The organism is Flavobacterium sp. AC267, from assembly GCF_979258715.1.
The window spans coordinates 2,012,288-2,030,255 of sequence record NZ_OZ409875.1 but is presented as its reverse complement, the minus strand read 5'-3'; the positions used below and the strand labels follow the sequence as shown (position 1 = coordinate 2,030,255).

The 17,968-nt window shown below is 32.7% G+C and carries 20 protein-coding genes, 1 tRNA gene and 1 pseudogene; 11 read left to right on the top strand and 11 right to left on the bottom strand.

All coding sequences use genetic code 11. From position 1 onward, the window contains the following. Window positions 1-212 precede the first annotated feature (212 nt). The gene (locus tag ACZZ95_RS10455; RefSeq protein WP_463468977.1) at window positions 213-1,307 is read left to right on the top strand and encodes a Ppx/GppA phosphatase family protein; all 1,095 of its coding nucleotides are present in this window, start codon (window positions 213-215) and stop codon (window positions 1,305-1,307) included. A 111-nt stretch (window positions 1,308-1,418) separates the two neighbouring features. Here ACZZ95_RS10455 and ACZZ95_RS10450 read toward each other — a convergent pair whose 3' ends face one another. Both ACZZ95_RS10450 and ACZZ95_RS10445 read right to left on the bottom strand, forming a co-directional pair. Continuing rightward, window positions 1,419-1,670, bottom strand: coding sequence for a hypothetical protein (locus ACZZ95_RS10450; RefSeq protein ID WP_463468976.1), 252 nt, complete (start codon window positions 1,668-1,670; stop codon window positions 1,419-1,421). Window positions 1,671-1,822: 152 nt separating this feature from the next. Beyond that, complete coding sequence (locus tag ACZZ95_RS10445; RefSeq protein ID WP_463468975.1) at window positions 1,823-2,134, bottom strand: hypothetical protein; 312 nt, start codon at window positions 2,132-2,134, stop codon at window positions 1,823-1,825. Between the two features lie 259 nt (window positions 2,135-2,393). Here ACZZ95_RS10445 and ACZZ95_RS10440 point away from each other — a divergent pair. Together ACZZ95_RS10440 and ACZZ95_RS10435 are read left to right on the top strand one after the other, a co-directional pair. After that, window positions 2,394-3,654: pseudogene (locus tag ACZZ95_RS10440) on the top strand (putative DNA modification/repair radical SAM protein). A 5-nt stretch (window positions 3,655-3,659) separates the two neighbouring features. Then, entirely contained in the window at window positions 3,660-4,442 is a 783-nt protein-coding gene (locus ACZZ95_RS10435) for a TIGR03915 family putative DNA repair protein (RefSeq protein ID WP_463468974.1), read from the top strand. 3 nt (window positions 4,443-4,445) lie between these two features. Here the strand turns inward: ACZZ95_RS10435 and ACZZ95_RS10430 are convergent, their stop codons facing one another. Next, window positions 4,446-5,912: a glycoside hydrolase family 130 protein gene (locus ACZZ95_RS10430; protein ID WP_463468973.1), complete on the bottom strand. Its 1,467-nt coding sequence runs from the start codon at window positions 5,910-5,912 to the stop codon at window positions 4,446-4,448. Between the two features lie 283 nt (window positions 5,913-6,195). On the opposite strand from ACZZ95_RS10430, the gene ACZZ95_RS10425 reads away from it, so the two are divergent. Together ACZZ95_RS10425 and ACZZ95_RS10420 are read left to right on the top strand one after the other, a co-directional pair. Beyond that, the gene (locus ACZZ95_RS10425) at window positions 6,196-6,687 is read left to right on the top strand and encodes a magnetosome magnetite crystal formation protein family (protein WP_463468972.1); all 492 of its coding nucleotides are present in this window, start codon (window positions 6,196-6,198) and stop codon (window positions 6,685-6,687) included. 88 nt (window positions 6,688-6,775) lie between these two features. Beyond that, the gene (locus ACZZ95_RS10420) at window positions 6,776-7,714 is read left to right on the top strand and encodes a hypothetical protein (RefSeq protein ID WP_463468971.1); all 939 of its coding nucleotides are present in this window, start codon (window positions 6,776-6,778) and stop codon (window positions 7,712-7,714) included. Window positions 7,715-7,742: 28 nt separating this feature from the next. Here ACZZ95_RS10420 and ACZZ95_RS10415 read toward each other — a convergent pair whose 3' ends face one another. After that, window positions 7,743-7,988: a hypothetical protein gene (locus ACZZ95_RS10415; protein ID WP_463468970.1), complete on the bottom strand. Its 246-nt coding sequence runs from the start codon at window positions 7,986-7,988 to the stop codon at window positions 7,743-7,745. Between the two features lie 409 nt (window positions 7,989-8,397). Here ACZZ95_RS10415 and ACZZ95_RS10410 point away from each other — a divergent pair, with 409 nt between their 5' ends. From ACZZ95_RS10410 to ACZZ95_RS10390, 5 genes are all read left to right on the top strand, one after another. Next, window positions 8,398-8,946 (top strand): DUF4494 domain-containing protein, encoded by a 549-nt coding sequence (locus ACZZ95_RS10410; protein WP_463468969.1) that lies wholly within the window; start codon window positions 8,398-8,400, stop codon window positions 8,944-8,946. A gap of 167 nt (window positions 8,947-9,113) precedes the next feature. Then, window positions 9,114-9,926, top strand: coding sequence for a glycosyltransferase family 39 protein (locus tag ACZZ95_RS10405; protein ID WP_463468968.1), 813 nt, complete (start codon window positions 9,114-9,116; stop codon window positions 9,924-9,926). Next, on the top strand, window positions 9,923-10,642 hold the full coding sequence (locus ACZZ95_RS10400) for a hypothetical protein (RefSeq protein WP_463468967.1): 720 nt from the start codon (window positions 9,923-9,925) through the stop codon (window positions 10,640-10,642). Before ACZZ95_RS10405 ends, ACZZ95_RS10400 begins: the two co-directional genes overlap by 4 nt. Window positions 10,643-10,647: 5 nt before the next feature. Beyond that, on the top strand, window positions 10,648-11,172 hold the full coding sequence (locus ACZZ95_RS10395; protein WP_463468966.1) for a DUF4269 domain-containing protein: 525 nt from the start codon (window positions 10,648-10,650) through the stop codon (window positions 11,170-11,172). A gap of 91 nt (window positions 11,173-11,263) precedes the next feature. Next, window positions 11,264-11,337, top strand: a tRNA-Met gene (locus ACZZ95_RS10390). Between the two features lie 197 nt (window positions 11,338-11,534). Here ACZZ95_RS10390 and ACZZ95_RS10385 read toward each other — a convergent pair. From ACZZ95_RS10385 to ACZZ95_RS10365, 5 genes are all read right to left on the bottom strand, one after another. Next, window positions 11,535-12,332, bottom strand: coding sequence for a hypothetical protein (locus ACZZ95_RS10385; RefSeq protein WP_463468965.1), 798 nt, complete (start codon window positions 12,330-12,332; stop codon window positions 11,535-11,537). Between the two features lie 174 nt (window positions 12,333-12,506). Continuing rightward, the gene (locus ACZZ95_RS10380) at window positions 12,507-12,959 is read right to left on the bottom strand and encodes a DUF6000 family protein (protein ID WP_463468964.1); all 453 of its coding nucleotides are present in this window, start codon (window positions 12,957-12,959) and stop codon (window positions 12,507-12,509) included. Beyond that, entirely contained in the window at window positions 12,904-13,149 is a 246-nt protein-coding gene (locus ACZZ95_RS10375) for a hypothetical protein (protein ID WP_463468963.1), read from the bottom strand. The genes ACZZ95_RS10380 and ACZZ95_RS10375 overlap by 56 nt, the downstream gene beginning before the upstream one ends. Window positions 13,150-13,361: 212 nt before the next feature. Further along, window positions 13,362-13,739: a hypothetical protein gene (locus ACZZ95_RS10370; protein ID WP_463468962.1), complete on the bottom strand. Its 378-nt coding sequence runs from the start codon at window positions 13,737-13,739 to the stop codon at window positions 13,362-13,364. A gap of 236 nt (window positions 13,740-13,975) precedes the next feature. Beyond that, window positions 13,976-14,662 (bottom strand): XAC2610-related protein, encoded by a 687-nt coding sequence (locus tag ACZZ95_RS10365; protein WP_463468961.1) that lies wholly within the window; start codon window positions 14,660-14,662, stop codon window positions 13,976-13,978. Window positions 14,663-14,957: 295 nt separating this feature from the next. Between ACZZ95_RS10365 and ACZZ95_RS10360 the strand changes: the two genes are divergently transcribed. Next, complete coding sequence (locus tag ACZZ95_RS10360) at window positions 14,958-15,653, top strand: pseudouridine synthase (protein WP_463468960.1); 696 nt, start codon at window positions 14,958-14,960, stop codon at window positions 15,651-15,653. Between the two features lie 77 nt (window positions 15,654-15,730). On the opposite strand, the gene ACZZ95_RS10355 is transcribed toward ACZZ95_RS10360, so the two are convergent. Both ACZZ95_RS10355 and ACZZ95_RS10350 read right to left on the bottom strand, forming a co-directional pair. After that, window positions 15,731-16,399 carry a M13-type metalloendopeptidase gene (locus ACZZ95_RS10355; protein ID WP_463468959.1) on the bottom strand — a complete coding sequence of 223 codons (669 nt, stop codon included), beginning with the start codon at window positions 16,397-16,399 and terminating at the stop codon, window positions 15,731-15,733. Then, window positions 16,348-17,580, bottom strand: coding sequence for a M13 family metallopeptidase (locus ACZZ95_RS10350; RefSeq protein WP_463471654.1), 1,233 nt, complete (start codon window positions 17,578-17,580; stop codon window positions 16,348-16,350). Before ACZZ95_RS10350 ends, ACZZ95_RS10355 begins: the two co-directional genes overlap by 52 nt. Window positions 17,581-17,968: the final 388 nt, after the last annotated feature.

Sequence of the window (17,968 nt, the reverse complement as noted above, 5' to 3'; positions counted from 1 at the left end):
TAACAGGTTCTTCGATTTTGCAAACCGTCCAATGTTAAGTTATTATTTAAATTCCACATTTTCCAATAACTGCGTTTATCTTAATAAATGTTTTTATAAATTTGCGATCCTATATTGAAACCTATCATTTTTAATTCAGAATTATGACTTTCACATAATTACCTTAAATTCTTTTTCAGAAACAAATCATATCATAATTATAAATAACTACAATGCTTAAAAAAAACAAACCCCAAGTTCTATTTTTTATTCTTTTAAATTTATTTTTTACCCTTAATTCATTTTCTCAAAAAAGTATTTATGCTGGGATTGAAATTGGCCGTAGAGCAATAAAAGTTTCTGTTCTTGATGTAAATAATATCAAGAAAGCCGATTATAAAATCCTTTCTTTCTGGACAGAAAGAATTCCTTTTGCAGATCATATCGTCGCTTCTGGCGAGCTTACTACAGAAGATATCACGAAAACAAGTAATACCGTTTTTGATCAATTGAAAAAAATCAGAGCTGAGCACAAAATTCTAGAAGAAAACATCTTTATTGTTGCGGCTCCCGTTTTCGAATCTGCACGTAATATTGACGTTTTAAAAAATAAAATTTCTTCTCTTACCAGTAAAGAATTGGAAATACTGGATGTTAACGAAGAAGCAAAAACATTAGTTAAAGGCGCTATTCCTCCAGTTGATTTTGCTAACGCTTTCCTTTTGGATATTGGTGCTCAAACCACTAAGGGCGGTTATATTGATGAATTAAAAGACAACAAATTAGAGTTTATTCCTTTAGCATTAGATTTTGGAACAATGACATTAACGGATGCTGTAGAAAAAACAGTTGTTAATAAGAGCCAGATTAATGATATGTCTACTTATCAGGAAAAATCTTTTGACTTTAACCCTGTTTTACGCAAGAAAACAAAAGAAATGTTTGACGCAAATCCGCCTTTGGAAAAAAAGGATAAATTATACTTATCTGGCGGGGCTGTTTGGGCATTTTCAACGTTATATTATAATGAAAACGTGAAAGAGCATTATATTGCTTTAACTCTGCAAGATGTTATTGATTACGATGCTGTTTTGAAAAACAATTTTACCAAATTTACTACTCTTGCTAAAACCAATAAAGAAGCAACTAGAGTTTTAAGCACGTATGACCAAAAATACCTGATTTCAGCAAATAATATTTTAGTGACTTGTCTGGAAAGTATTCCAAATTTAGCAAGAAAGAAAATATACTTTGTAAAAGAGGGACAAGTAACCTGGCTTATCTCTTATATCGCAGATCGATCTAAAAAAATAAATACTAATTTCTAAAAAAGTATTTTCTACAATACAAAGCTTCAGAGAAATCTGGAGCTTTTTTAATTAGATCCAATATTAGTTTCTTTAACTAACAAATCATTAATTCTATCCAAGAGCTCCATTTCATCCGAAGGAAATAAATGAAGTGCCTGCTCTAAAACCAATCCTACGCATAGCCGATTTTCTACCATTATCCTGCTCCAGCGCCAGGATGCATAATTTCAGCATATTTGTAATAATACAACCGAGCTCTGAATAATTTAAAACTCTAATTTCTGCATTACAAAATTGACCATCAGCTGGCTTTAGAATATTTAAATATTTCGTTGATAGTCTTTTAATGTATTCTAATTTTTTTAATTCATCTATTTCCATCTTACATTGTTTTATATCACAATGCAAATTTGTTCATATATTTCTGTTAATTGGTTATCTTATATGATAAACCTCAAAAAATAATAGAAAATTAGAATTCCTGTAAAAACAAAAAATGTAACTGTTACACAAAAATTATAATTGTGCATCATTTACAAAACGACGAATTTTATCACATCGCTTTTTTTTACCGTTTGTTTCTTTTCTAATAATTGAAGATGATTTTCGGCACAAAGAATTTTTTCTGTTGTACCATTTTTTTGAATTTCAATCAAATAATGAAAATCCCTCTCTTTTGAAGTAGATTTTATTATAAGCCCCTTTTTAAAATCCATTTTTCTTTCGATCACTGTCGCCTTATAAGATCTCCCACTCAATGCAGTGTAGGATACATCTTGTCCTTGTGTAAATTTCATCGTTTTAGCAATTCGATTATTAATATTCGCTAATACTAGTACGCTCATTTAGAGATAAATCAATCAATAAGGGGGTTTGATTAATTTTTCATACAGTTGCGCAATTTAGATAAATCGAAAAAACCTCAACCACGTATTTATACCTGTTTTTAAGTCTGCGTAAAAATTAATTCCTCAATATATAGTTATTTTCTTGTTATAAAAAATTGATACAATTTAGAACAGTGATTTCCAGTTCCTTTTTGAGCCAAATGAGTAGTTTTGAATAGATTAATTTTCTTTTCAAAAACAATTAAATAAGATCAAAATGGTACATGAAAGAGTGATGGAGAAATTGGCGATCTTAGCTGATGCGACCAAATATGATGTTTCTTGTTCTTCGAGTCAAAGCAATCGCAAGAACAAAAATAAGGGTTTGGGCGATGCATCCGCAAATGGCATTTGTCATTCGTATACAGAAGACGGACGCTGTGTGTCTCTGCTGAAAATTTTATTAACCAATCATTGTATTTTTGACTGCGCCTATTGTGTAAGCCGAAAAAGTAACGACATAAAACGTGTCGCTTTTTACGGTTCAGGAAGTGGTAGATCTTACAATTGGTTTTTACAGAAGAAATTATATCGAAGGATTGTTTTTGAGTTCGGGCATATTTGACAATCCCGATTTTACAATGGAACGCCTTGTTAGAATTGCAAAGAAATTACGATTAGAGGAAAATTTTAATGGGTACATTCATCTCAAAGCAATTCCAGGTGCCAGTGACGAACTATTAAAAGAGGCAGGATTATATGCAGACCGTTTAAGTGTCAATGTCGAAATGCCAACAGAAAAAAGTCTAAAACTTCTTGCACCAGATAAAAATCATGTCGATGTGATTAAGCCTATGGAATATCTTAAAAATGAAATTGCGGGTCACAAAGAGGAAAAAAAATTAAACTATAAAGCGCCGCTTTTTGCACCAGCCGGTCAAAGTACACAAATGGTTATTGGCGCTACACAAGAAAATGATCTTGAAATTTTAGGAATGGCCAATTATTTCTACGAAAAAATGAGCATGAAACGTGTTTATTATTCTGGATATGTGCCAATAAGTTACGACCACAGACTTCCTGCAATTGGAACTCCAGTTCCGATGATTCGAGAAAATCGCTTGTATCAAGCTGATTGGCTGATTCGTTTTTACGGATTTAATGTAAACGAAATTGTTGGTTTTGACCAGCCTAATCTTGATCTCGATATTGACCCAAAATTAGGATGGGCTTTGCGAAATATGGATCAATTTCCTGTTGATATCAATACCGCAGATCTTGAATTAATTAAGCGTATTCCTGGAATAGGATTTTTGAGTGCCAAAAAAATTGTTGCGACTCGAAAGTTCAAAAAATTAGAGCCTCAGGATTTGCAAAAATTAGGAATTGCTTACAATCGTTCGAAATATTTTCTGGCTTTTGCTTCGCCTTTTCACCTGCAGAAAGATCTGACTTCAATTCAAATAAAAAGTCAGATTCTGAATTTACAGAACAGTAAATACAAAAATAATTTTTCGAACCAGCTTGCTTTATTTTAATCCAAATGACACAAGTAATTTATGATGGAAGTTACGAAGGCTGGCTTACAGCAGTTTTTGAGATTTATGAATACAAACTCAAAGATATAGTTTTTGCAAAAAATGAAGCTTCTGGCGCTTTACTTTTTTCTAATATTCATACTGTAATAACAGATAATGCTAAAGCAGACCGCGTATTGGAACGCCTGAGAAAAAAGCTTTCTTCTGCTGGATTTTATGCTGTTTACGGTGCTTTTTTATCAGAATTAAATCAAATTGAAGAAACGTTATTTCGATTTGTAGCGTACGCCTTTTCAAGCTCCATTAATATCGAACAAGATCTAAGTAATAATGATGTTTTAAATGTTAGAAAAGCGACACATTTAACGGGAAAAGAAAGTCATAGAATGAAAGCGTTTGTGCGTTTCAAACTCACAAAAGACGAATTGTATTATGCGATCGTCGAACCCGATTGCAATGTTTTACCGATTATAGAAAAGCATTTTAAAAACCGTTATGCCGATCAACGCTGGCTGATTTATGATTCCAAACGCAAATACGGAATTTACTACGACCTTGAAAATGTTTCAACGGTCGAAATAAAGTTTGATGCAGAAACTTCCTCATCAAAATTTTTAGCTGAAATATCTGATGAAGATGAAGAATTTTTCCAGAATTTATGGCGCAACTATTTTAGCAGCGTCAACATTGAATCGCGAAAAAACACCAAACTTCATCTCCAGCATATACCCAAAAGATATTGGAAAAATTTGACAGAGAAAATTCCTGATCTCAAAAATAGAAAGTAATTGTTATTTACTATTTTTTAGCGCATCCAGCAATTCTGCAAGATTTACAACTCCATAAGTAGAACAATAATCTGACACTGCGTAAGGCAATATCAGGCTGTCGTTATGAATAATCGCCCCGCAGGAATACACGACATTTGGCACATAACCTTCGCGCTCATCTTCAAGAGGAGAAAGCAACGGTTCTGTAAGTCTTCCAATTTCTTTCGACGGATCGTCTAAATCAAATAAGGAAGCCCCTATGCAATAGCGTCTCATTGTACCCACACCGTGCGTAATAACAAGCCAGCCTTCTTCTGTCCACAGCGACGAACCGCAATTTCCAATTTGCGTCAACTCCCACGTGTAACGAGGTTCTTGCAGTAAAATTGGCGTATTCCATTGTGTAGCCCGCTCAGAATACATAATGTAATTATTCACTCCGTCAATTCGGGCAAGCATGGCATATTTCCCTTTTATTTTTCTTGGAAACAAGGCTAAATTTTTATTTTGTGCACCAGCTCCGTGAAGCGACATTACTCTAAAACTATAAAAATCTTCAGTAGAAATAAGTTTCGGTAATATCGTATGTCCGTTATAAGCTGTGTAAGTTGCCATTACGCGAACTGAATTATCATCATCGACAAAACGAACAAAACGAGCATCTTCTATCCCACGGCTTTCAGAATCTGAAATTGGAAAAATGACACGTTCTGTAATATCAGAATCGTGTTTGAATTGTATGTCGTAAAACGAATTGGCCAGCCAAAGTATTTCCTGCAATGCGGTTTTTCTTTCTTCACGAATAATAGGATCACTCAAAGCGGTGTTTAGTATGTTTTTAAGAATCGCAAATTCAAATTCATCAGGAAGATCCTGCATAATCTGGGTAATATATTTATCCGTAGTATGCATTTCCATCAATTTAGTCAGAAATCGTTCTTTATTAAATAGGGTCTTATGTTCAATTTCGGCTTTATCAATATGACTTCCAATTTTCATTATATGCAGATTATTGTCTCTGTCTAAGATTCCTCTTCTAAAAACAATAGACGAAATATGACCTTCTCCCGTAGCACGAAAAGAAATAACGACACGTTTTTCTCCCGCTTCTAATCCGGTTTGGTCAAAATCTTCTACAATTGAAGGATTAAAAATCGCCGCAGATTCAATCGCATATTCCATGGTGCAATAAGAACCAATAAGCATTTTTCGATCCAAAGACATTGCTTCATAATCAATCTTCATTGCTTCTATTATAGGTCTTATTCTTTCGCAATGTCTAAAAAACACTGCTGAAATATTTCGATGACGTCTCGCAAATTCACGAAGCGTCTGCTCTAAAGTCTGTAATACTTGTTTTTCATCCAGCATCATGATCCGAAGTACCATTTGCTGAGTTCGTTCGTTACCATTCATAAAATATCGGGCAACAACTCTTCTAGAATCTGGTGTAAATTTTATATTTTTTCGGACAACTGATACTCTCATAAATATGTTTTTGGTTAAAATAAAACGGGCAAAATCTTTATTCTACAACAAGTTAATAATTTTGTTAAAGAAAAGGCTTAAATTTTTATTAAACTTTCGAAGTTATCCGGTATTCCGACCTAAAATATTAAACTACAAAAGCTATTAATTGAAACGGGACAAATAATTAAATTGTTGTGATCAAGACTTTTTTTGCTATTTTCGTTTCCATACTTTAAAAAGCAATCTAAAGAAATGAACAATAAAGTTAAAGTTTTGAGAGAGGAAAAAAATATGACTCAAAATGAATTGGCTGAAAAATCTGGGCTTTTCCCTGCGAACAATTCAGAGAATTGAAGCCGGCAATATTCTTAAAGGATTTACATTAAAAACAATTGCGCAATCTTTAGGAACAATTCCAGAAAATCTAATTATTAAAAAAGAAAATAACGGAATTGAAAGAGCCAAAATCATTAATCTTTCTGCCTTATCTGGACTTATAATCCCCTTTGGAAGTATTATTTTTCCTTTAATCTTAACGTATAAAACAAAAGATCTTACAAACAGAGAACTTGGAAAACAAATTATAACGATTCACCTTTTTTTGAGTCTTATGCTTTCCTTTCTACTAATTGTAAGTCCGTTTATTCAAAAGGCTTTTTCTATCGATTTTCCACTTTTTCTTATTCCATTAATTACAATTCTCTTCTTAAAATTAGTTGTTGTTGTGCTAAACGGAATCAGTTTGAACAAGAACCAAAGTCTTGCTATTAAACTAAAAAACAACTTCTTATAATTCAAGTCATAAAAATGACGTAAAAATGTCATATCGTTTTTGCATGAAAATTGGAACCTAAATCCGAATCTTGCAGAAAAAATCAGCTATGAAATTATTTAAGAAAATTGCGTCGATTACTTTAGTCGTTATTGTTTTGTTTTTGTTGGGAGGATATTTTTATTTCCAGAAGAAATTTACACCGCCAGAGAACTATCTGACACTATCTGGAACAGCAGAAAATATTCCTATAAAATGGATTTCTGATAAAGAAAACCCAAATACTGCATTGCTCTTGCCTGTAAAACTCAACGGAATCGAAAAGACGTTTTATATGCAGTTTGATTCAGGTTCGCCAATTACCGCATTTTACAAAAATTCTTTAGAATCTATTTCTGAAAAATTTCAAAATCAGATTAAAATTAATGCGGAGGAAAATGAGATTTCTTCAGGTTTTAAGATCGGAAACATGAATGTTGCTTCTGCTCATTTTGAAGTCTTGAATTATGGCGACAAAATTAATTTTGATGATCCAAATTCCGAAAATATAATTGGCACAATTGGAACCGATTTATTAGAAAAACGAATTACCATTTTTGATTTTAAAAACAATAAATGCTCGTTTGTACACCAAATACAAGAAACCAGTTTTATAGATTTTGAATTTAAAAAACGTAAAATATTAATTCCTGCCTCAGTCGAAAACGAAAACCTAAAACTATTATACGATTCTGGAACGAGCGGTTACGAATTTATTACCACAAAAGAAGTCTGGGAAAAATACAAAATCAAAAACAGCGAGATAAAAACGGAAAAAGGAAATTCGTGGGGAAATATTTTAAGTGTTTTTTCGGCTGTGGCAAATCAGAAAATACAATTTGGAAATCTGTCCTTAAAACTTTCTGAGGTTACCTACATCGAAGGCACATCGAAACTGCAAAACTTTCTAATGAAACGCTCTGGAATGCAGGGAATGATTGGAAACAAACTTTTCCTTAATCATACACTAATTCTCGATTGCAAAAACGAAAAATTTAAACTGGAATAAAAGTAATTTTCTTTTCGATAAATAGAAATTAAGAGTTTTGCTCTATGATGGTTTTAACGTTCTCTATAAAAGCGTCTGTATCTTTGACTTCTTGTTTTATTGATAAATGATGATCTGACAAATTGTATTGTTCGATCATGTCTTTTTTCAAATATTTCAACATCGATTCAAGGCTTCGCGTATCATTTTGGCCTTGTCTTTTTATTTCATTGTGTTTGCTTTCAATATACTTTAAAGTCTCTTTTAACTTTTGAACGTTTAATTTTCCTGTCATTTATCGTTGCTTAAAATTATAAAAAAATAACAGCTAGAAATGTGGTCAGACTCAATATGCTCCAAAAACCAATATCATTTGAATTTGCCTCATTCCTAGCCATTATCTTTTGACACTTACGTTCAAATTGACCATTTGGTTTGAAATGAATTCATTTTTTTATTGCTTTTTGAATTGATAAAAAATAATTTATTGGCTTACAATAATTTACATTCAAAAAATAATTTGATTTTATGAAAATTTTAAAAGGATGAATGCGATTACAAAGCATTTTCGATGCAGGAATTCACAACTTTCAGAACATCAAAACATTATCAAAAAATATTCAAAATTGTGAATATCTATTTTGAGATTTAACTATTTATTTTCCTGTAAAATTTATCTTTGGCATCCTTAAAATTTAAAAGAGATGAGCGTAGTTTGGTACGAATGCAAAGTAAAATATAGAAAAACAGATGAAACTGGCGGACAAAAAGTTTTAACCGAACCATATTTGGTTGACGCATTGTCTTATACAGAAGCTGAAAAAAGAATTAATGAAGAAATGGTCGCTTATATTAGTGAAGAATTTAAAATCACCAATATTAAAGTTGCTAATTATGCTGAAATTCATCCGTTTGAAAATACCGACAGATGGTTTAAATCTAAGGTTTCTTTGATCGCTTATGATGAAGAAAGCGGTAAAGAGAGAAAAACGAGTATGTATATGCTTATTCAGGCAAATGACGTTCGTGAAGCTTATGACAATACGATTCATGTAATGAAAAACTCTATGGGAGAATATTCGATTCCAGCAATTTCAGAATCGCCTATTATGGATGTTTTTCCTTATTTCAGCGGTGAAGAAGGAGAATCTGAAATGTTGGAAAGATTCAATGCGCTAAAAGCTTCAAAACCTGAAAAAGCAGAAGCTGAAATCGTAGATCACATGGAATTTGAAACAGCAGAAGAGGAATAATTTCTTTTTAATTTTCAAAAAGAAAATTCCAAATTCCAATAAAAGAAATTCAATATTATAAAATGGCTTCAGAGAAATCTGAGGCTTTTTTTATTCAAAATAAATCTTATATTCGTTTAACATATGCGCTGACATAAAACCATTTACAACCAAAAACCAAAACCTTCATGACTAAAAAAACAGCGCTTTTAATTGGGTTTATTATTCTAAAATTTGTTTTACAATATGTTTTAATTAGTCCCGAATATGATTTGCGGCGCGACGAATATCTGCATCTCGATCAGGGGCACCATTTGGCTTGGGGTTATTTATCTGTTCCGCCTGTTACGTCTTGGTTTTCATATCTTATTTTCCTTCTTGGAAATTCGGTTTTCTGGGTCAAGTTCTTCCCTGCCCTATTTGGCGCTTTGACGCTTTTAACGGTCTGGAAAACTATCGAACTTTTAAAAGGAAATCTCTACGCTTTGATTCTTGGTGCAATGGGTATTTTGTTTTCTTGTTTATTGCGTCTTAATATGCTTTATCAACCAAACTCGCTGGATGTATTGTGCTGGACTTTATTTTATTATGTTTTAATTCAATACATAACTTCTGAAAATACAAAATGGCTTTACATTGGCGCGGTTGTATTTGCATTCGGATTTCTGAATAAATACAATATTTTGTTTTTGTTACTCGGATTAATTCCTGCCATTTTACTTTCTAAACAAAGAAAAATACTTGCTCAAAAACAGCTTTATTTTGCTTTAATTTTAGGATTCCTTTTGATTCTCCCGAATCTTGTCTGGCAGTACCGTAATCAATTTCCAATTGTACATCACATGAAAGAGCTGGCAGAAACGCAATTGGTAAATGTTGATCTTGCAGGATTTTTAAAAGAACAAATTCTCTTTTTTTATTGGTTCTCTTTTTGTAATCTTAGCAAGCACTTTATGCTTTCGTGCGTTACAAACCTTTTCAAAAATATCAGTTGTTCTTGAGCGCATTTATATTTACACTTTTAATATTTATCTACTTCAAAGCCAAATCGTATTATGTTATAGGTTTGTATCCAATTTACATTGGATTTGGATCTGTTTATCTTTCAGAAATTTTAAAAGATGGATGGAAACGATTTCTAAAACCTGTTTTTATACTGATTCCTTTACTTCTTTTTATTCCGATGTACAACGTTGCTTTTCCCAATAAAAGTCCCGAATATATGGCGACAAATTCAGAGCAATACAGAGCATTGGGAATGCTTCGCTGGGAAGACGGAAAAGAACATCAATTACCTCAGGATTTTGCAGATATGCTAGGGTGGAAAGAATTGGCCGGCAAAGTTGATTCTATTTATGTCAAACTCCCAAACCAAAAAGAAACCATTGTAATCTGTGACAATTACGGACAAGCCGGTGCCATTAATTATTATACCAAAAAAGGTATTAAAGCGGTTTCTTTTAACGCCGATTACGTAAACTGGTTCAATCTCGATATTCGATATAAAAATTTAATCCGCGTAAAAAATTTTGAAGAAAACAGCGACGAATTTAAAACGACAAGTCCGTTTTTTGAAAAGGCATATATTGGAGGCCAGATTACAAATAAATATGCCCGAGAATATAAGGCGGCTATTTTTGTTTTTTTGAATGCTAAAATCAATATCAACCCAAGGTTAGCAAAAGAAATCGAGGAAGAAAAAAATTATAAGGATTAATAAACATGACTGATTTTACTAACATCTCTTATTTGAAAACAGGTAATCAAAAACAGCAATTCGTTTTTCAACTTCTCACGAAACACAAAGTTTTAGAAAATCTGTCTGCATTTGATCCTATATTGGTCGGCACGATTCCGATAAATATAGACATTGAAAATAGTGATCTTGATATTATTTGTTATTGGAAAAACAAAACCTATTTCATCGAGAAGATTGAACAAGTTTTCGGGAAAGAAAAGAACTTTGTTATTCGAGAAATCGTCATCAATAATCAAGAATCGGTCGTTGCGAACTTCAATATTGACGTTTTTGAAATCGAAATTTTCGGGCAGAATATTCCAACCCAAGATCAAAATGGCTATAAACATATGGTAATCGAAGAGAAAATTCTGCATTTAAAAGACGAAAACTTCCGATTAGAAGTTATTAAATTAAAAGAAAAAGGAATAAAAACCGAACCCGCATTCTGCATGCTACTAGGCTTAACAGGAAATGTTTACGAAGAATTATTAGATTTTAAAGTCTAGAAAAAGCCACTGTTTTCAGAAATCAAAAAAAATAAAGTAACAAAATTATTTGCATAACCGTATTTAGTGTGTATCTTTGCACCCGAAACATCGCGGGATAGAGCAGTAAGCTGACTCGTCGGGCTCATAACCCGAAGGTCACAGGTTCGAGTCCTGTTCCCGCTACTAAGACAAAAGCTTCAGAGAAATCTGGAGCTTTTTTTGGTTTAACTGTGTATCATCTCGTTGCGTTCACGAGCGGGACGCTCGCGCCAGCAGGGGGGAATTTGCCAAATGATCCAAATACAATACCAACTTTCCTCCCGATACTTCGGGGAAGCCAATTGCTCAAATTCGTTACCATGGCTGTTGGCGGTTCGGCTTTATTTAAGATAAATTGTGATATCGTTTTTGGAGCTTACATTAATATTTTTAATTTTAGCTGGAATCCATTTTGTTTGTTCGATTAATGGAAAAGCTATTCTTTTAAAATACTCCCAATGCTTTTTGTTATAACCGCTTTCTTTGGTTTTGTAATCGAAGAACTCGATGTGATAATCATATATTTTAGCATTCCCATTTCTGTCAATGTCTAGATAAACTTGAAGAAATGTTAGAGAATTTGTGTCGTTGGAATATCTGTAATCATTCGGGTAAATTACTTTAGAATCGAATGCTTTCTGCAATCCTGAATGATTTTTTTCATCATAATGTATATCACCGGGAAATAATGCTGGTTTGTCCCATGAACCTGCCATCTCGCCATTGTAATATAATTTATCAATATTTTTTAAGACATGTAGACTATCAGAAATAAATAAGAGAGAATCTATAAATTTTTCTCCAAATTTTTCATCTATTTTTTCCTGCATAAGTTCACAATAACAATGATAATTTAGTTTTTCATCGACTATACACGGAGAAGATTCATTTATAAATTCTATATCATGCAACTTTAATAGACTGTCCATTTCTCTTTGTGCTCGAAGAGGAAAGTGGGTAGGCGCTCCTGTGTAATTACAATAAATAATTTTATTGTTTTTCAAGTCTTTTTTGGCTTCTTCTAATTCTTTAATACAAGAAGTGTCTTGGGGATTAACTGTATCTACAATCGATTTCTTCTTGTTTGAATTACAAGATATTAATGTAATAATTAAAAATAGAAAGTGCCATTTTTTCATTGATTTCTTTTTTGCTAAAATACATTAAATTAAACCCATTATTCGGATTTGCCACCCGAGCGATAGCGAACAGGCGAAGCAAATCATTTCTAATACAAAACCAACTTTCCTCTCGATACATCGGGAAAGCCTATTACCCAGTCGCGTTATAGTTGCTGTTAGCGGTAGTATTTTCTATTCATTGTCTTTAATTCTGTTTATAAACACAATATAGTTTTCTAAATATTCGGTGTTGATTTCTGCTTTCCAATGGGGTTTATTTTGAATAAACTTCAGCCAATTTGCTTTGTGTTTGTCAACTAAGTTGCTGTTATTTATTTTGTCTATATAAGTTAAAGCTTCCATAGCTTCTCTTTGGTCAAACCAAAGTTCGTTTTTAGATAAGTAATACGTCAAATAATCATCTAAATATTGAGTTGCTTTTCTGTTATTTAAACAAGCAAACATATAAGTGTATATTCGTCCAGCGTAACAGACTTCACTTTTTAGTAAGTGTATACCAATAATGTCTATTAAATCTGAATAGTTATTGATTATCGCAAAGAATGCTCCAGTTTGTCTTGTTCTCCAATTAAAATCTCCAAGTAATTTTATAACATCTTCTTTGGTTATTTTCTTTTTTTGCATCCAATAATAATTTAAACCATTCTTGATTAGTTTCTTCAAGATTCATATAAAAAGGAACAGCCCACTCTTTAACAAATTCAGGAGTCAATTCTTCTTCGTTTTTGAAAGAAATTAAGTTTTCAAAAGTCGATTTGTGTCTTACAATTGCGCCAAGTGAATGAAGTCTGATTTGTTCGTTTAGATTTTCCATTAATAGTTCAATTATTCTGGAGTACTATTTGCTCTTTTTGTAATATTACCGTCAACGTCTGTCGCTAAACGCAGTTTGGGACTAAATTAAGTCCATTCTTCGGATTTGCCAAATCATTCAAATACAAAGCCAACTTTCCTCCCGATATTTCGGGAAAGCCAATTGCCTAAATCCGTTGCAGTAGCTGTTGGCAGTAGTAATTTCTTCACTATTTAATATTCATTAAAGTCTTCTTTGTCCCAAATCTTTTCGCCTAACTCTTTTTCGCAAAAATCGTAACGTTTTACTATTCCTTTTTCGGGATCTCTATCGTATTGGAAAATCCATATTTCGTTGTCTACGATTTTTATCCTACGCAATCTTCTATCGTCGCAAGCGTCAGTTGAACAAATTTGAATTGAAGTTTTCTTTAAAATTACTTTGCCTTTAGTATTAACTATTTGATCAATAGTAATTATCTTTTTGTGAGGTAATTTCCAAAAAATAAATTTTCGGTTCTTCTCAATTCTTTCAGTTTTTAATGTTAAGTTTTTGACAGAACATTTTTTTTCGTTTTGTATTGTATCCTCAGTTGATTTAAATTTATTCATATTACTCACAGAAAGCGAAAAGAAACTAAAAACGATTAATGTTATAAATGTTATTTTCATTCGATTTTTGTGATTATTAGTACCAACGTCTTGTTACTACAGCGGGTTTGGGACTAAATTAAGCCTATCCCTCGGATTTGCCAAATCATCGCAAATACACAACCAACTTCCCTCCCGATATTTCGGGAAAGCCAATTGCCCAAATCCGTTGTAGTAGCTGTTGTAGGCTGTTTTTTTTAATACGTCACTAATTTAGACTCTTTTAGTTTCCACTTTTTTGTTTTCACATTATATTCAAATGTGTTTTTGGATAATTGATAAGAGCTTGCGTGAACGTATGTTATTAATTTTTTACTTTTTACTATGAATTTTGTTGGGAAAAATTCCATTTCAGTTGTTAGAAATTTATCTAATGTGAATTTTTTATTATTGTCTTGAATGTAAAAATTATAAGTTGGACCTCCATTTCCACCAGAATCATTTTTAATTGCAAAATCTTCTCTATTGTCAAAATTAAAATCTGCAATCACTAAATCTCCAAATTCGTTATCAACAATTTCAGCATTTTTATTAATTCCTGTTGAATAAGACCTTACCGTTTTACAATTAATAAAAGTCTTTTCAAAAAGAAAACTTGACCCAAAATTAAATTCCTGTTTCTTATTTGAGATTTTGTTATAGACAATAACTTTCACAGAATTACTATCGATAATTTCGTTTGGAATTTTTATTTTCCGAAGTTTTATTTCAAAGTTAAATTCTTTAGATAAATTTTTGTGTAAACAAGTTTGACCCAATAATATTTTCGGAAAAACTAAGCAAACCAATAAAATAACGATATTTTTCATTTCAACTTTTAGTTTCTGCTCAGCGAAAATAGCCACTAACTTATGTATATGTGTGACAAAACCACACAAAGCCATTCAAATTTGGGTGAATATGTGTGATAAATTTCACACATTATTTACTTTCAAATATATGTTTTTTTTACTAAAAATTTTCGAAATGTTTTAATTTGTGTGATGCTTTTTGGTATCTATATGAGGGACTATGCAAACTAAAAACAGAGAAATCTAGAGCTTTTTTTCGTTTTGAGCCTCTTTGTTAACATCTCGTCTCATTCACAATTCGGACGCTCTCGCCAGATCTGCGAGAAAAGCATAGAATTAAATAAATAATAAAAGTGATTTTACTCAAAATCTCTTCTATTTTTGCCAAATGTTAGAAATTCTTTACCAAGACGAATATATTATAGCCATTAATAAACCCAGCGGATTGTTGGTTCACAAATCATTTTATGCGCGCGATGCAAAAGTGTATGCTATTCAGGAACTGAGAAATCAAATTGGGCGACACGTTTATCCTATTCATCGGTTAGATCGGAAAACATCTGGCGTCTTGATATTTGCGTTGAATGCGACCGTTTTGAAAATTATGAATGATCGTTTTGCGACTCGCGAAGTCGAAAAAAAATATTTGGCAATTTTACGGGGCTGGTCACCCGACGAACTAACGATTGATTATGATTTAACCAACGATGATGATATTACACAAAATGCCATAACCTACTTTCATCGTTTGCAAAATGCCGAAGTTGAGTTAGAATTTAACAATCGACCAACTTCACGATATTGTTTGGTAGAAGCGATTCCTGAAACAGGACGTATGCATCAATTACGAAAACATTTCAAGCATATTTTTCATCCCATTTTAGGAAGTCGTCCGCATGGTCGCAACAAACAAAATAAATTATGGCTGGAGAATTATGACTTAAAAGGAATGATGCTTCATGCGCATCAGTTAATATTTAATCATCCAATAACGAATGAACAACTAATCGTGAATGCAAAGATTAACGAAGAGTTTAGCAGAGTAGGCACTATTCTTAATCTGGATCTGAGTAAGTATGAGTAGATTAAATTAAAAAAAAGCGCAAATTTCATAGAGAAACTTGCGCTTTTTTAATGATACTACTTTGGAAACAAAGTACACTACCAAATGGTTATTCTGTCTTTCGCAGGCAGAAACATTTTATCTCCTGGTTGTACATTAAAGGCCTCGTAAAATGGTGTAGTATTCATTAGAGGTCCATTTACACGCCAATTTGGCGGAGAATGCGGATTATTGTTAATCCACAAACGCAGGAACTCGTCTTTCATTTTTACTCTCCATATTTTGGCTATAGAAATAAAGAAGCGCTGGTCTGGAGTAAAACCATCAATTTTTGTATTTCCTTTTCCTTGTTCCGTCATTTTAAAAGCATCATAAGCAACTGCTATTCCGGCAATATCTGCTGTATTTTCGCCAACTGTCATTGCTCCATTAATATGTAAATCGCCTAAAACGGTATAGGTACTATACAAATCAATAACCTGTTGTATTCTTGACTTAAACTGTGCATAATCCTCTTTTGTCCACCAGTTTTTTAAGTTGCCATCTTTATCATATTGAGCACCTTGATCATCAAAAGTATGGGTTATTTCGTGACCTATTACCATTCCTATACCTCCATAATTGAGGGCATCATCTGCATTATTATCAAAATATGGCGCTTGTAAAATACCCGCAGGAAAAACAATTTCATTTGCAGTAGGATTATTATAGGCCGTCACCGTTGGAGGTGTAGTATACCATTCTGATTTATCGACTGGTTTGTCCAATTTTGCCAAATGAAATTGAAATGCGGCTGTAGTATCGCTACCATATTCTCAAAATAAGTATTTCTGGCTATATTTACGTCGCTATAGTCTTTCCATTTATCTGGGTATCCTATTTTCTTAGTCATGGCTGCCAATTTTTCTTTAGCTTTTTGTTTCGTACCTTGACTCATCCATTCCAATTTATCAATTCTTACGGCATACGCTTTTTGCAGATTATTCACGAGAACTAACATGCGTTTTTTGGCATCTTCTGAAAAATATTTTTTTACATACAATTCGGCCAATGCTTCGCCTAAGTTATTATCGAGGACATTAGCCATTTTTTCGCCACGTGTTTTTTGAACCGCTTGACCAGAAAGCACTTTGGTATACTCAAATGAGGCATCAACAAAAGGCTTACTTAAATCATCTGCATATCTTTCTAAAGAATTTGCTTTCAGATAAATTTTCCAATCATTGATGGGAATGGTTTTTAAGAGCTTATTAAGAGCGTCATAATACGCGGGCTGACCTACATTAATGGAATTGGTTTGAGCACCTAAATTATTTAAAAAAGTAGGCCAGTCTATATTCGGATGTCTTTTTGAAAGATCTGTCACAGCCATTTTATTATAATTTGCCTGTACATCCCGAAGCTCAACTTTTGTTTTATGCGAAACGGCGAGTTGTTTGTCAATATCGTAAACTAAATTAGCATTCTTTTTAGCTTCTATTGCATTACTGCCTGTTTGCTGAAATAATGTAGTAAGGTATTTTTTGTACGCCTGCTGTATAGCAACAGTTGATGAATCTGATTTGAAATAATAATCCCTATCTGGCAAACCAATACCCGTTTGATAGATTTGGGCAATATTCATACTGCTGTTTTTTTCATCTGGTGAAACTCCAAATCCTATAATAGAAGGATTGTTAACCTTTACCTGATTAACTACAAAGTTCATTAAGGACGGTAAATCGTTAATTGCTTCAATTTTAGCAAGCGGCGGTTTGATAGGTGTATAACCCCGTTTGTCAATAGTTACTGTATCCATACCAGATGCATAAAAGTCTCCTACCTTTTGTGCTATACTTCCTTCTGGATTTTTGCTTTGCGAAATACTGTCTAATATCCCCTGCAGGCGCATTCGGCGCGGATAATTCATAAACATATAAGCACCAACTCCAGCTTGAGATGCTGGTATTGATATAGAATCATACCATTTGCCATTTACATATCTAAAAAAATCATTGCCAGGACGTAATGTAGAATCTATTCCAGTGATAGCAATATTTTTTTTCCTTCATGTTTTGAGCACGCTGTAAAAGCTAAGAATGCAATGAAGAGCATTAATGAATTTTTCATAATCTGGTCTATTTGTATTTAAATGAACTGAAAAACGTTTGAAGGCGACTATTTTTAAATGTATATAACTGGTATAGTTAATTTTAGGAAAACAATATACGAATTCCGTTTTTAATTCTAAAGTTTATCTCTTCTATTGTTATAGTTACGAACGCGTTCTACTACTACAGCGTGTTTTGGAGTAAATGAAGTTTTGTTTTCAGATTTGGATTTTCCACATCATCCCA